This window comes from Minwuia sp. (assembly GCF_048007105.1).
In the GTDB taxonomy this organism is placed as follows: Bacteria; Pseudomonadota; Alphaproteobacteria; order Minwuiales; family Minwuiaceae; genus Minwuia.
This window is the reverse complement of record NZ_CP180352.1, coordinates 2,587,459-2,600,582: the sequence shown is the minus strand read 5'-3', so window position 1 is coordinate 2,600,582 and position 13,124 is coordinate 2,587,459. Positions and strand designations below refer to the sequence as shown.

Below are 13,124 nucleotides of genomic sequence, written 5' to 3'. Positions count from 1 at the left end.
CCAGGCTCACCGGCGGTTTTGCCGGTTCTCGATCAGGTCATCGACCACGGCCGGTTCGGCCAGTGTCGAGGTGTCGCCCAGACTGCCGTAATCGTCCTCGGCGATCTTGCGCAGGATGCGGCGCATGATCTTGCCGGACCGGGTCTTTGGCAGCCCCGGAGCCCACTGGATCAGGTCGGGCGAGGCGATCGGTCCGATCTCCTTGCGCACCCACTGCACCAGTTCCTTCTTCAGGTCGTCGGACGGGTTCTGGCCCGCCATCAGCGTGACATAGGCGTAGATGCCCTGCCCTTTCAGATCGTGCGGATATCCGACGACCGCCGCCTCGGAGACCTTGTCATGCGCGACCAGCGCGCTTTCGACCTCGGCGGTGCCCATGCGATGGCCAGAGACGTTGATCACGTCGTCGACGCGGCCGGTGATCCAGAAATAGCCGTCCTCATCGCGCCGCGCGCCGTCGCCGGTGAAGTAGCGGCCGGGATAGGTCGAGAAGTAGGTCTGGATGAAGCGCTCGTGGTCGCCATATACGGTGCGCATCTGGCCGGGCCAGCTGTCGGTGATGCAGAGATTGCCGCTGGTCGCGCCGTCCAGTTCCTTGCCCTGCTCATCCACCAGTATCGGCTTGATACCGAAGAACGGCCGCGTCGCCGAGCCGGGCTTCAGCGCCGTGGCGCCGGGTAGCGGCGTGATCAGGATGCCGCCGGTTTCCGTCTGCCACCAGGTATCGACGATCGGGCAGCGGCCCTCGCCGACCACATCGTAGTACCAGTTCCAGGCTTCAGGATTGATCGGCTCGCCGACGCTGCCGAGGATGCGCAGCGACTTCCGGCTGGTCTTCTTCACCGGATCGGAGCCGGCGCCCATCAGGGCACGGATCGCCGTCGGCGCGGTGTAGAAGATGCTGATGTCGTGCTTGTCGCAGACCTGCCAGAAGCGGGAAACGTCCGGGTAGTTCGGCACGCCCTCGAACATCACCGTCGTCGCGCCGTTGGCCAGCGGTCCGTAGACGATGTAGCTGTGGCCGGTGACCCAGCCGACATCGGCTGTGCACCAGTAGATCTCGCCGTCCTTGTAGTCGAAGACATACTTGTGGGTCATCGACGCGTAGACGATATAGCCGCCGGAGGTGTGCATCACGCCCTTCGGCTTGCCCGTCGAACCCGACGTGTAGAGGATGAACAACGGATCCTCGGCGCTCATCTCCTCCGGCGGGCAGTCGGCCGAGGCGTCGGCCATGATGTCGTGGTACCAGACGTCCCGGCCTTCCTTCATCGACACATTACCGCCGGTCCGCTTCACGACGATGACGGTGTCGACCTTCGCGTCGGCGTGATGCTCCAGGGCCTCGTCGGTGTTCTTCTTGAGCGGTACGGTGCGGCCGCCGCGGAGGCCTTCGTCGGCCGTGATGATGCAGTTGCTGGTGCAATCCTCGACCCGTCCGGCCAGCGCCTCGGGCGAGAAGCCGCCAAACACGACCGAATGGACTGCGCCGATGCGGGCGCAGGCCAGCATGGCCACCGCGGCCTCGGGGATCATCGGCATGTAGATGGTGACGCGGTCGCCCTTCTTCACGCCACGGGCCTTCATCGCGTTGGAGAACCTGCAGACTTCCTCATGCAGTTCGCGATAGGTGATCTTCTTGTCGTCCGCCGGGTCGTCGCCTTCCCAGATGATCGCCACCTGATCGCCGCGTTCGGCGAGGTGACGGTCGAGGCAGTTGGCGGCCACGTTCAGCGTGCCGTCGGCGTACCAGCGGATATGCAGATCGGACTGGTCGTAGGAAACGTCCTTCACCTGCGTGTAGGGCTTGATCCAGTCGATCCGCCTGCCCTGCTCGCCCCAGAAGGCTTCCGGGTCGGCAACCGACTTCTCGTACATCTCGAGATAGCCGTCATTGTCGATCAGCGCGTTCGCGGCGACCTCCGCCGGCACCTCGTGGATCGCTTCCTCACTCATCATTGCCCTCCGTAGTCCGGTTCTTCTCTGCCGGCCGGTCCATTATGACGGACCGTTCCGGCGCTTCGTCAGAAATTCGATGGCCGCAGCCCTGGATTGCAGCATGCCACCTTCCGTCCGGGCCTCGGCCGCGCTTGCGTCGGCGCTGTAGCGCGCAGTGCCGAGCGCATGGCTCATCTGAAGCCGCTTCGCACGATGCGCGTAGGCCACCCAGGCCTCCGGCCAGACGGCGCAGTTCCTGTAGTTGACGGTAAAGTACCAGTCCTGCCCGGTCTCTTCGACCAGCCTCTCGACATAATCGTAGAACTCATCGACGACGGCCGGCCCGGAGAACACGAAGCCGCTGAAATCGAGATCGATCACCTGCCGGTCCCTCAGCACCTCCACCCGGTCGGCATAGACGCTCGGTGCGACCGGCTCGGCCACCGGCGCCTCGGTGTCCGCATAGACGCGCACCGCCAGGTCGTCGATGCCGCGTTCCAGCCGGAGGCAGTCCTCCAGGGCCGATTCCGCGAACCGCCGCCGTTCCTCTTCCGTCAGATCGTCGAAGTCCCGGAAGATCTCGAGCACGCCGCGCAGCGCCGTCAGCGGCGTGATGAAGTCTTCTTCAAGTTTCGTACTGAGTGCGAGCGGTTGCTCGGCATCGGTCGGCATGACTGTCGGGTCTCCGGCGCCCCGTCAGATGGCGAGGTATTGCTGGCGCAGCTCCGCGTTGTCCAGAACCTCCTGCGACGTGCCATCGAACACGACCTGGCCCATGTCCAGGATGATGGCGCGGTCTGCGAGATGCAGCGCGGCGATCGCGTTCTGCTCGACGATGACGGTGGTCATGCCCAGCTTCTTGATCTGGTCCAGCGTCTTCTCGATTTCCTGCACGATGACCGGTGCCAGCCCCTCATAGGGCTCGTCCAGCAGCAGCAGCTTGACGTCGCGCGCCAGCGTGCGGCCGATCGCCAGCATCTGTTGCTCGCCGCCCGACAGCGTCGTGCCTTCCTGCTGCCGGCGTTCGCCGAGCCGCGGAAACAGGTCGTAGATGCGCTCGATCGACCAGCCGACCGGCGGCGCGATCTGGGCCAGCTGCAGGTTTTCCTCGACGGTCAGACCCTGAATGATGCGCCGGTCCTCCGGCACCAGGCCGATGCCCAGCCGGGCCGCCTGATGCGCCCGCATCTCGTGGAGCGGTTCATGGTCCAGCCAGATCTCGCCGGAACGCAGCGCCGGGTCGTCGACCCGCGCGATGGCGCGCAGCGTCGACGTCTTGCCGGCGCCGTTCCGCCCCAGCAGCGCGACGATCTCGCCCTCCCGGATATCGAAGCTGACGCCCTGGACGATGTAGCTCTCACCGTAATAGGCGTGGATATCCCAGCACGAGAAGTAGGCCGGCTGACCGCCCTTGTTGGTGGTCGGCTGCTTGCCAGGCACCTTGCCCTTGTAGAGTTCCTCGCTCATCACGCCCTGAGTCTGAGTTGCCGCCTGCATATTCATATCTCCAATGGCCCCCTTTGCCTACAGGTGCGCGCCGCCCAGGTAGGCTTCCTGGACCTTCGGGTTGCCCTTGATCTTGTCCGGATGGTCCTCGACGATCACCGTGCCCTGGGCCAGAACCGAGATGCGCTCGGCCAGCGAGAACACGACGTGCATGTCATGTTCGATGACGACCATGGTCTTGCCGGTCGAGGCGATGTCCTTCATCAGATCGATGGTGTTGTTGGTGTCGGCGCGCGCCATGCCCGCCGTCGGCTCGTCCAGCAGCAGCAGCTTCGGATCCTGAACCAGGCACATCGCCAACTCGAGCCGCCGCTTGTCGCCGCGGGACAGCGTGCCGGCCAGTTCGTGGGACTTGCCGTGCAGACCGAGGTCCTTCAGCAGGCTGACCGCCTTGTCATGCACGTCTTCCTGCTCATCGACCGACGACCATGCGTTCAGCGTGAAGGCGCCGTCGCGCTTGGCGAAGGCCGGGATCATGACGTTTTCCAGCAGGGTCAGGTCGCCGAAGATCTCCGGCGTCTGGAACACGCGGCTGACGCCGGCCTGGTTGATCTCGTGCGGCTTGATGCCCAGCAGCGAGGTGCCGTCGAACATGACCGAGCCCGTATCGGGGACGAGACGGCCGATGAAGCAGTTGAGCAGGGTCGACTTGCCCGCGCCGTTCGGGCCGATGATGGCGTGAACGGTGCCTTCCTCAACGCTCAGATTGACCTCGTGCAGTGCCTTCAGACCGCCGAAGGACTTGTTGACGTTGCTGACTTCCAGAATGCCCATGTGCGTTCCCCTACTCGGCCGGCTGCGCCGAAGCGCGCCCGCCACCGCCGCCGGATCGGCGGACCAGCGCTATCAGGCGCTTGATGCCTTCCATCAAACCGCCCGGCAGGAAAATCACGATGATCATGAACAGCGCGCCGAGGGTCAGGTGCCAGCCCTCGCCCACGAACAGCGAGGAGATCGAGACCATGGCGTGCTGCAGGGATTCCGGCAGGAAATCGTAGATCGACAGCAGGATGCCCTCGTTGAAAGCGGAGAAGATGTTTTCGAAGTACTTGATCACCGCTGCGCCGATCACCGGCCCCAGCAGCGTGCCCGTGCCGCCCAGGATGGTCATCAGAACCACCTCGCCGGATGCGGTCCACTGCATGCGCTCGGCGCCGGCCAGCGGGTCGGTCACCGCCAGCAGGCCGCCGGCAAGGCCGGCATACATGCCGGAGATCACGAAGGCCGCCAGCGCATAGGGCCGGGTGTTCAGGCCGGTGTAGTTCATGCGGTTCTGGTTCGACTTCACGGCGCGCAGCATCATCCCGAACGGGGAGCGGTAGATGCGCATGGCGATGAAGAAGCAGATGATCAGCACGACGGCGCAGAAGTAGAAGGCGGGCCATTCGCGCATGGGGGCGCCGAACAGGTCCGACGGCGGGAGCACCGCGCCGTAGTCGCGGCCAAACGCTGTATCCAGAACACGCGGGTCCGACTGGTCCAGCTGCAGGCCGGTTTCACCGTTGGTGATCGGCGTCAGCACGGAATAGGCGAGATTGTAGCACATCTGCGCGAAGGCCAGCGTCAGGATCGAGAAGTAGATGCCCGTCCGCCGCAGCGAGATGTAGCCGATCAGGGCCGAGAACAGACCGCCGACCAGGGTCGCCAGGATGATCGCCGGGATCGGGTTCATGCTGAACAGCTTGAAGGTCCAGACCGCCGTGTAGGAGCCCACGCCCAGGAAGGCCGCGTGGCCAAAGGACAGGTATCCGGTAAGGCCGAACAGGATGTTGAAGCCGATCGCCAGGATCCCGTAGATCGCGAACTTCTGCAGCAGGTCCGGGTAGCCGGCGCCGATCGGCGCGAACAGCACCGGCGCAGCGAGCACGACAGCCGAGAAGCAGACGAGCAGGATGATGTCGTTCCGCTGCATGTTGAACAGGCTCTTCATGGGATCAGTTCTCCATCACGCCCTTGCGGCCCATCAGGCCACGGGGGCGAACCAGAAGGATCACGACGGCGATCAGGTAGATGATGATCTGGTCGATACCCGGGAGGATGTTCTTGACCTCGTTCATCGAGGCGAAACTCTGCAGGATGCCGAGCACGAAACCGGCGAGGACGGCGCCGGTCAGCGAGCCCATGCCGCCGACCACGACGACGACGAAGCTCAGCACCAGGAAATCCATGCCCATGTGATAGTCAGGGCTCAGGATCGGCGTGTACATCACACCGGCCAGACCGGCGACGATGGCCGCAATGCCGAAGACGATGGTGAAACGCCGGTCGATGTCGATCCCCAGCAATCCAACCGTTTCGCGGTCCGCCATGCCGGCGCGGACGACCATGCCGAAGGTGGTGAACTGCAGGAAGGCGAACACGCCGCCGATGACGATCAGCGAGAAGAGGAAGTAGACCAGCCGCCAGGTCGGGTAGACGACGCTGCCGGCGTCGAAGCCGATGGCCGCACCGAAGTCCAGCATGCCCTGCGCCGCATCGGGGGCGGGCTGCGGAATCGGGTTCGCTCCGAACTGCGACTTGACGATCTCCTGAATGACGATGGCCAGACCGAAGGTGACAAGGATCTGCTCGGCGTGCGGACGCTTGTAGAAGAAGCGGATCAGACCCCGCTCCATGGCGATGCCGATCAACAGCATCACGGGAATGGCGATCAGGATTGATACCGGGACCGAGTAGTCCAGCAACAGCGTGCCGAAATCGCCGAACCAGTCCTCGACATAGGGGGTGCGGATCTCGAGCGGCGAACCCCATGCCGTCTTTTCGGTCGGATGAATGGCGATCTTCTCGGCGCCCAGCAGGGCCTTCACGGTCACGGCGCAGAACGCGCCCAGCATGAAAAGGGCGCCGTGGGCGAAATTCACCACGCCGAGGGTGCCGAAGATGACGGTCAGGCCAAGGGCGATGAGCGCATAGGCGCCCCCCTTGTCGAGGCCGTTCAGCAACTGCAGCAGAATGACATCCATCGTTCAGTTCCCGGTTGAATTGAAAAAACGGCCGGTCCGGGGGGAGGACCGGACCGGCCAGTCTTCAAATCAGTTCCTGTCTATCAGCAGGCACCGTTGTTGTACGGGCCGAGCTCACCGCCCAGCATGCCCGCTTCGTACTCGACCTGGGCGCGCGGGGTGACTTCCACGACCTCGAGAACGTCGAACTTGGAGCTCGGGTTTTCCTTGCCCTTCACGACCAGCACGTCCTTGAAGCACTGGTGGTCGGCGGCGCGGTACTCGGTCGGGCCGTTGCCAAGGCCGTCGAAGGTGAAGCCTTCCAGGGCGGCGCCGATGCCGTCCGGACGGAAGGTGCCGGCCCGCTGCGCGGCGTCGGCATACAGGATCGCCTGGCAGTAGGTGGTGTGGGCAGCCTGCGACGGCGGGAAGCCGTACTTCTGGCCGAAGGACTTGACGAACGCCTGCGAGCCCTCGTCCTGCAGCGACCAGTGCCAGTTGGTCGAGCCGAAGATGCCCTTGACGTTCTCGCCGGCGCCCTGCGCCATCAGACGCGAGTAGAGCGGAACGACGATGGCAAAGTCCTTGCCGTTCACCTGCTTGTCGCGCAGGCCGAACTGGACCGCCTGGGTCAGCGAGTTGACCATGTCACGGCCGTAGTGGTTCAGCACCAGCACGTCGGCGCCCGAGTTCAGGACCGGCGTGATGTACTGCGAGAAGTCGCCGGCGCCCAGCGGCGTGCGGACTGCGGCCGCCGTCTTCCAGCCCAGAGCCTCGGTGTACTTCTTGATCGAGCCTTCCTGCGACCAGCCCCAGGTGTAGTCGGCGGTCAGGTGGTAGGCGGTGCGGTCGGTGCCGAACGCGTTCTTGAGCACCGGAGCCAGCGCCGCGCCGGACATCTCGGTGTTGAAGAAGTGACGGAAACCGTTGGCGCGCTTGTCCTTGCCGGTCGTGTCGTTGGAGTGGGTCAGGCCGGCCATGAAGATGACGCCGGCGTCCTGGCAGAGGCCCTGCACCGCGATGGCCACGCCCGAGGACGAGCCGCCGGTGATCATGATGGCGCCGTCCTTCTCGATCATGCGCTTGGCCGAGGCGCGGGCGGCGTCCGACTTGGTCTGGGTATCGCCGGTGACGAACACGACCTTCTTGCCGTTGACGCCATTACCCTGCAGCGCCTTGGAGGAGAAGGTGTTCAGCATGCCGCCGTCGCCTTCGCCGTTGATGTGCTCGACGGCCAGCTGATAGGCGCGCAGTTCGTCAGCGCCCTCGTCGGCATAGGCACCGGTCTGCGGCACGTTGAAGCCGAAGGTCACGGTCGATCCCTTGGGCTCGTTCGCATAGCACTGCGCCCAGGCCTGACTGGAGAAGATGGTCGGAGCCGCGATGCCCGCGCCGAGGGCCGTGCCGGCCTTCAGCAGCGTACGCCGCGACAGGTTGGATTTCTCGATGGTCATTCATTGCCTCCCAAGACGGGTGTTCGTTGACGTCATTTGAACAGATAAGCGGAGGACCACCCCGCCCAATCCATCACTGCCTTTACGGAAAGTTGTAAATCTCATCAAGCAGGCCCCAGAAAACCGGGAAACCTTTGTAAATTTCGACTTGCTGCGGCGCAGCAAATTGTAAATAATTTACAGGCGCGAAACACGTTGGGAGGCCAGCAATGGCAGTCGCCGGTCCCGTCGGAATCCGGATACGCGGTCAGCGGAAGGCAATGGGGCTGACCCAGGCCGAACTGGCGCGCCGCGTCGGCATCTCGGCCTCCTACCTGAATCTGATCGAGGCGGACAAGCGGGCCGTCGGCGGATCGCTGCTGCAGCAGATCGCCGGAGAGCTGGGCGTCGATCTCGACATCCTCTCCGGCATGCAGGAACGGCGGCTGGTCGAGCGGCTGTCCGAGGTTGCCGCCCAGCCGGAGCTGCTCGAGCACGGCATCGATCCGTCCAGCGCCAACAGATTTGTCAGCCGCCACCCCGAATGGGCCCGCGCGATGCTGGGTCTGTGGCGGGCGCACCGGGACAGTGAACAGCACATTTCGGCGCTGGCGGACCGGCTCGATCAGGACCCGACCCTGGCCGAGGCCGTGCACGACATGCTGACGAGCGCGACGGCCATACGGTCGACCTCGGAAGTGCTGGATACCGTCGACGACCTGACCGGCGACGAGCGGGACCGTTTCATCGACATCATCCTGTCCCACAGCGGCGCGCTTTCCAGCCAGGCCGAGGTTCTGGTCAAGCTGTTCGAGACCGGCGCCGCGCGGCGGACATCGCGCACGCCCGCCGAGGAAGTCGACGACCTCTACATCCAGAACCGGGCCTGGTTCCCTGAGCTGGAGGAGGCCGTCGAGGACCTGCGCAGCGAGTTTGGCCTGCCGGACCGCATCGACGACGATGAACTTTACCGTGCGCTTGGCGAACGCCTGGGCATCGAGGTCCGCACCCTGCCGGCGGATGCCGCCGGTCGCTTCCGCAACTCGGCCCGTTTCGATCCGGAAGCCGGACGTCTGGATCTGCTGACCACGGCGCCCGCGGCGACCCGCCGGTTCCAGCTTGCCCGCGCGCTGGTGATTCGCGCCCAACCCGACTGCGCCGACGGCGTGCTGGTGTCAGATATCCTGACCACCGACGCGGCGCGGCAACGGGCGCGTTCGGCGCTCTATTCCGCCGCCGCCGCATCGCTGCTGATGCCCTACGACCTGTTTCTGGCCGATGCCGAAGCGCTGCGGTACGACATCGAGGCGCTGAGGCAGCGCCACGCCGCCAGCCTGGAGCAGGTCTGCCTGAGGCTGCTGTCGCTGAAGAAGCCGGGCGCCGAAGGCGTACCGTTCGCCCTGATGAAGACCGACCCGTCAGGCTTCATCAGCAAGCGCTACCCCCTGCCCGGCCTGCCGCTGCCGCGCAGTGGCAGCGCCTGCCCGCTCTGGCCGCTCTATGCCGCATTCCAGACACCCGAACGTATGATCCGGCAGCTGGCGGAGTTCCCCAACGGCTCGCGCTTCCTGTTCATCGCCCGGACCGTGCGCCACGAACCCGCGGCCTATCACGAGGCGCCATTCTCCAGTTCGATCATGCTGGCCTGCGATGTCGCCTATGCGGACCAGACGATCTACGCCGACGGGATGAACCTCTCGTCCCAGCGGATCGCCACGCCGGTCGGTCCGGCCTGCCGGCTCTGCCCCCGCGGCGCCTGCGCCCATCGCGGAGAATCCTCTTTCCTGGCCAGCCAAAATCTGTAGATGACGGGCCTCGAAACCCGAGTGTATGATTCCGAAGTCCAAACAAAATCGGCGAAAAAGCCGGTCCTACGACCCCTGGGAGGAACGGATGGTGGCGGCAAGCGTGCTGATCGCCGAAGACGAACCGCATCTGGTCGAACTTCTTACCTTCATCCTGAAGCGTGAGGGCTACGAACCTGCGGCTGTGTTCGATGGCGAGGCCGCGGTCGACAGCCTGATGCGCGAAGCGCCCGATGTGATGATTCTGGATCTGATGCTGCCCAAGCTGGACGGCTACGAGGTTCTCAAGAAGGTGCGAAGCGACGCCCGTCTCAAGAAGCTGCCCGTCCTGATGCTGACGGCAAAGGGGCAGGACCGCGACCGCAAGGTCGCCGAGGATCTCGGCGTCAACGCCTTCATCACCAAACCCTTCTCCAACCGCGAGGTGGTGGACTGCGTCGCGGGCCTTTGCGGGCGGTAGCGTCCGTGAGCCGGTGAACCGCCAGAAGCTCCGCGACGCCGCCCTTCTGCTGCCCCTGATGGGGCTGCTGCTGCTGATGCCGCCCTTCGTCGGCCTGTTCCGCCGGTCCGGCGAGATCGCCGGCGTGCCGTCGCTGGTCGTCTACATCTTCGCCGTCTGGGCGGTGCTGATAGGCCTCGGGCTGTTGTTGTCGCGCAAGCTGGCGACGACCGACGAACCGCCGCCGGTCAACCATCCGGCGGCGGAGGACGCGGACGATGCTGACCGCTGACGTCGTCATCATCATCGCCATCGGCTATGTCGGCCTGCTGTTCCTGCTGGCCTTCCTGAGCGACCGCTGGGCGCGGCGCGGCCAAGGCTGGATCGGCAATTCCGCCATCGTCTACACGCTCTCGATCTCGGTCTACTGCACGTCCTGGACCTTCTACGGCGCCGTCGGTTCGGCCGCGCGCAGCGGCCTCGACTTCGCCACCATCTATCTCGGGCCGACGCTGGTCTTTCTGGGCTGGTTCTACCTGCTCCGGAAACTCGTCCGCATCGGTCACACGCACCGCATCTCGTCGATCGCCGACCTGATCTCGTCCCGCTTCGGCAAGTCGAACACGCTGGCGATTCTGGTGACCCTGATCGCGGTCATCGGCACCACCCCCTACATCGCCCTGCAGTTGAAGGCGGTGACATCCAGCTTCGACGTACTCAGCGCACCGCCCGGCACCGGATTCGCCCCGCTGCCGCCGGTTGAGAGCGGCTTCTTCGACGGCGCCTTCTGGGTCGCCGCCGGCATGGCGCTGTTCACCATCCTGTTCGGCACGCGCAATCTGGAGACCAACGAGCAGCATCCGGGTGTCGTCGCCGCCATCGCCTTCGAAGCCCTGATCAAGCTGCTGGCGCTGGTGATGGTGGGAATCTTCGTCGTCTACTCTGTCGGCGGGCTGGAGAAGCTGTTCGACAATGACGCCGCCCGCCGGATGATCACCGAACGCGAGGAGATGTTCGGAGGCCGCTGGACGGCGCTCACCTTCCTTTCGGCGGCGGCCGTTCTCTGTCTGCCGCGCCAGTTCCAGGTCACCGTGGTCGAGAACGGACGGGAGAGCCACCTGAAGACCGCCGGCTGGCTGTTCCCGGCCTATCTGTTCCTGATCAGCCTGTTCGTGCTGCCGATCGCGCTGGGCGGTCTGACCACCCTGCCGCCGGGCGCTGATCCGGACATGTTCGTGCTGACCCTGCCGCTGGCCGCGGATCAGGAACTGCTGGCGCTCTTCGTCTTCATCGGCGGCTTCTCCTCGGCGACGTCGATGGTGATCGTCGCCTGCATCGCCCTGTCGATCATGATTTCCAACCACATCGTCATGCCGATCGTGCTGCGCATGAACGCGATGGGCGTTCGTCAGTCGGATGACCTGAAGACCTTCGTCCTCAACAGCCGTCGTTTCAGCATCGTCTTCGTGCTGTTCATCGGCCTGATGTACTACCGTTTCAGCGCCCAGACCGAGGCGCTGGCCTCGATGGGTCTGATCGCGTTCGCCGGCGTCGCCCAGTTCCTGCCGCCCATGATCGCCGGCCTCTACTGGCGGCAGGCGACCGCGACGGGCGCCAAGCTCGGGCTGATCGCAGGTTTGGTGCTCTGGATCTACACCCTGTTGCTGCCCAGCCTGGCGCTGCCCGGCAACTGGGTGTCCGACATCGTGGCGCAGGGGCTGTTCGGCGCGGTCTGGCTGAAGCCGCAGGCGCTGTTCGGCATGACCGGCATGGATCCCCTGGTCCATTCGGTGCTCTGGAGCCTCTCGGCCAACACCTTCCTTCTCGCACTGGGATCGCTGTTCAGCGAGGCCAAGCCGCTGGAGCGGCTGCAGGGCGCGCTGTTCGTCGATGTCTTCCGCAATCCGGAAGGCCGCGAATCCACGGCGCTGGTCCGCACCGCGGCCATCGACGACCTGCGCATCCTGTCCAGCCGCATCCTGGGCCGCCCGACAGCGAACCGCCTGTTCGACGATTACGCCCGGAAACAGGGCCGCGAGCGCGGCAACCCCATTCCGGACGCGACGCTGATCGCCAATCTGGAACGCGAGATCGGCGGCAGCGTCGGCGCCGCCTCGGCCCGCGTGATGATCTCGGAAGTGGTTTCCGGCGAAAGCATCAGCCTGGACGAGATCATCAAGATGGTCGACGAGACCCAGCAGGTGATCGAGTACAGCCAGGCGCTGGAAGCCAACTCACAGGCCCTGGAGCGGACCGCGCGCCAGCTCAGTCAGGCGAACGAGCGGCTGATGCGGCTGGACACGGAAAAGGACGACTTCCTGAGCCAGGTGAGCCACGAGTTGCGGACCCCGATGACCTCGATCCGGTCCTTCTCGGAACTGCTGCTCAACTCGGACGACCTGACCGAGGAAAAGGTCGAACGCTTCGTCCGCATCATTCACGAGGAAAGCATCCGACTGACCGGCCTGCTGGACGAGATCCTCGACCTCAGCCACCTGGAGCGCGGCGAGGTGCAGTGGAAGTCGGAGCGCCTGACGCCCGAGAGCGCCGTCGCCTCCGCCGTCTTCGCCTGCGAGGGGCTGGCCACGGAACAGGGTATCACCATCGAGCATGTGGCCTGCAACACGCCCGCGACTGTGCTCGGCGACCGCGACCGCATCACCCAGGTCGTGATCAACCTCGTCTCCAACGCCATCAAGTACAACGACAACCCACGGCCCTGGGTCCGGGTCAGCCGCTATCTCGACGAGGACCACTTCATCATCGATGTGGCCGACAACGGTCCCGGCGTCGGCGATGTCGAGGAAGGGCACCTGTTCTCGAAGTTCTCGCGCGGCTGGCGGCAGATCGAGAAGGGCCGCTCCGGCACCGGCCTGGGACTCGCGATCAGCGCCGAGATCGCCCGCAAGCTGGGCGGGCGGCTGGAGCTGGTGCGCGGCGGCGCCAACGGCAGCTGCTTCCGCTTCGCCATCCCGCTGGCCGACGCCAGCGCCGCGACAGCGGCTGACTAGCGCAACCGGACACATCATTCGTCACCCCGGCCTTGAGCCGGGGTCCGGAG

11 protein-coding genes are annotated in these 13,124 nt (G+C 65.1%); 4 read left to right on the top strand and 7 right to left on the bottom strand.

Features of this window, described 5'->3' with window-relative positions; genetic code table 11:
* Positions 1 to 6: 6 nt before the first annotated feature.
* The 7 genes from acs to ACMVY4_RS12510 all read right to left on the bottom strand — a co-directional run bounded on the left by acs (position 7) and on the right by ACMVY4_RS12510 (position 7,840).
* Positions 7 to 1,956: an acetate--CoA ligase gene (gene acs / locus ACMVY4_RS12540; protein WP_416896363.1), complete on the bottom strand. Its 1,950-nt coding sequence runs from the start codon at positions 1,954 to 1,956 to the stop codon at positions 7 to 9.
* A 42-nt stretch (positions 1,957 to 1,998) separates the two neighbouring features.
* Positions 1,999 to 2,610 carry a hypothetical protein gene (locus ACMVY4_RS12535; protein ID WP_416896362.1) on the bottom strand — a complete coding sequence of 204 codons (612 nt, stop codon included), beginning with the start codon at positions 2,608 to 2,610 and terminating at the stop codon, positions 1,999 to 2,001.
* Between the two features lie 24 nt (positions 2,611 to 2,634).
* Entirely contained in the window at positions 2,635 to 3,405 is a 771-nt protein-coding gene (locus ACMVY4_RS12530) for an ABC transporter ATP-binding protein (RefSeq protein WP_416900308.1), read from the bottom strand.
* A gap of 57 nt (positions 3,406 to 3,462) precedes the next feature.
* Positions 3,463 to 4,218, bottom strand: a complete 756-nt coding sequence (locus ACMVY4_RS12525; RefSeq protein WP_416896361.1) for an ABC transporter ATP-binding protein — start codon at positions 4,216 to 4,218, stop codon at positions 3,463 to 3,465.
* A 10-nt stretch (positions 4,219 to 4,228) separates the two neighbouring features.
* The gene (locus tag ACMVY4_RS12520; protein ID WP_416896360.1) at positions 4,229 to 5,374 is read right to left on the bottom strand and encodes a branched-chain amino acid ABC transporter permease; all 1,146 of its coding nucleotides are present in this window, start codon (positions 5,372 to 5,374) and stop codon (positions 4,229 to 4,231) included.
* Positions 5,375 to 5,378: 4 nt separating this feature from the next.
* Positions 5,379 to 6,407 carry a branched-chain amino acid ABC transporter permease gene (locus ACMVY4_RS12515; RefSeq protein WP_416896359.1) on the bottom strand — a complete coding sequence of 343 codons (1,029 nt, stop codon included), beginning with the start codon at positions 6,405 to 6,407 and terminating at the stop codon, positions 5,379 to 5,381.
* Between the two features lie 83 nt (positions 6,408 to 6,490).
* Positions 6,491 to 7,840 (bottom strand): substrate-binding protein, encoded by a 1,350-nt coding sequence (locus tag ACMVY4_RS12510; protein WP_416896358.1) that lies wholly within the window; start codon positions 7,838 to 7,840, stop codon positions 6,491 to 6,493.
* A 209-nt stretch (positions 7,841 to 8,049) separates the two neighbouring features.
* On the opposite strand from ACMVY4_RS12510, the gene ACMVY4_RS12505 reads away from it, so the two are divergent.
* The 4 genes from ACMVY4_RS12505 to ACMVY4_RS12490 all read left to right on the top strand — a co-directional run bounded on the left by ACMVY4_RS12505 (position 8,050) and on the right by ACMVY4_RS12490 (position 13,074).
* Positions 8,050 to 9,624, top strand: coding sequence for a helix-turn-helix domain-containing protein (locus ACMVY4_RS12505; RefSeq protein ID WP_416896357.1), 1,575 nt, complete (start codon positions 8,050 to 8,052; stop codon positions 9,622 to 9,624).
* 88 nt (positions 9,625 to 9,712) lie between these two features.
* Positions 9,713 to 10,084 carry a response regulator transcription factor gene (locus ACMVY4_RS12500; RefSeq protein WP_416896356.1) on the top strand — a complete coding sequence of 124 codons (372 nt, stop codon included), beginning with the start codon at positions 9,713 to 9,715 and terminating at the stop codon, positions 10,082 to 10,084.
* 13 nt (positions 10,085 to 10,097) lie between these two features.
* Complete coding sequence (locus ACMVY4_RS12495; protein WP_416896355.1) at positions 10,098 to 10,355, top strand: hypothetical protein; 258 nt, start codon at positions 10,098 to 10,100, stop codon at positions 10,353 to 10,355.
* Positions 10,342 to 13,074 (top strand): ATP-binding protein, encoded by a 2,733-nt coding sequence (locus ACMVY4_RS12490; RefSeq protein ID WP_416896354.1) that lies wholly within the window; start codon positions 10,342 to 10,344, stop codon positions 13,072 to 13,074. The genes ACMVY4_RS12495 and ACMVY4_RS12490 overlap by 14 nt, the downstream gene beginning before the upstream one ends.
* Positions 13,075 to 13,124: the final 50 nt, after the last annotated feature.

Coding starts and splice junctions, on each gene's coding strand:
- acs (WP_416896363.1), bottom strand. CDS start 1,956: ATGAGTGAGGAAGCGATCCACGAGGTGCCGGCGGAGGTCGCCGCGAAC.
- ACMVY4_RS12530 (WP_416900308.1), bottom strand. CDS start 3,405: ATGAGCGAGGAACTCTACAAGGGCAAGGTGCCTGGCAAGCAGCCGACC.
- ACMVY4_RS12520 (WP_416896360.1), bottom strand. CDS start 5,374: ATGAAGAGCCTGTTCAACATGCAGCGGAACGACATCATCCTGCTCGTC.
- ACMVY4_RS12510 (WP_416896358.1), bottom strand. CDS start 7,840: ATGACCATCGAGAAATCCAACCTGTCGCGGCGTACGCTGCTGAAGGCC.
- ACMVY4_RS12535 (WP_416896362.1), bottom strand. CDS start 2,610: ATGCCGACCGATGCCGAGCAACCGCTCGCACTCAGTACGAAACTTGAA.
- ACMVY4_RS12505 (WP_416896357.1), top strand. CDS start 8,050: ATGGCAGTCGCCGGTCCCGTCGGAATCCGGATACGCGGTCAGCGGAAG.
- ACMVY4_RS12515 (WP_416896359.1), bottom strand. CDS start 6,407: ATGGATGTCATTCTGCTGCAGTTGCTGAACGGCCTCGACAAGGGGGGC.
- ACMVY4_RS12500 (WP_416896356.1), top strand. CDS start 9,713: ATGGTGGCGGCAAGCGTGCTGATCGCCGAAGACGAACCGCATCTGGTC.
- ACMVY4_RS12490 (WP_416896354.1), top strand. CDS start 10,342: ATGCTGACCGCTGACGTCGTCATCATCATCGCCATCGGCTATGTCGGC.
- ACMVY4_RS12525 (WP_416896361.1), bottom strand. CDS start 4,218: ATGGGCATTCTGGAAGTCAGCAACGTCAACAAGTCCTTCGGCGGTCTG.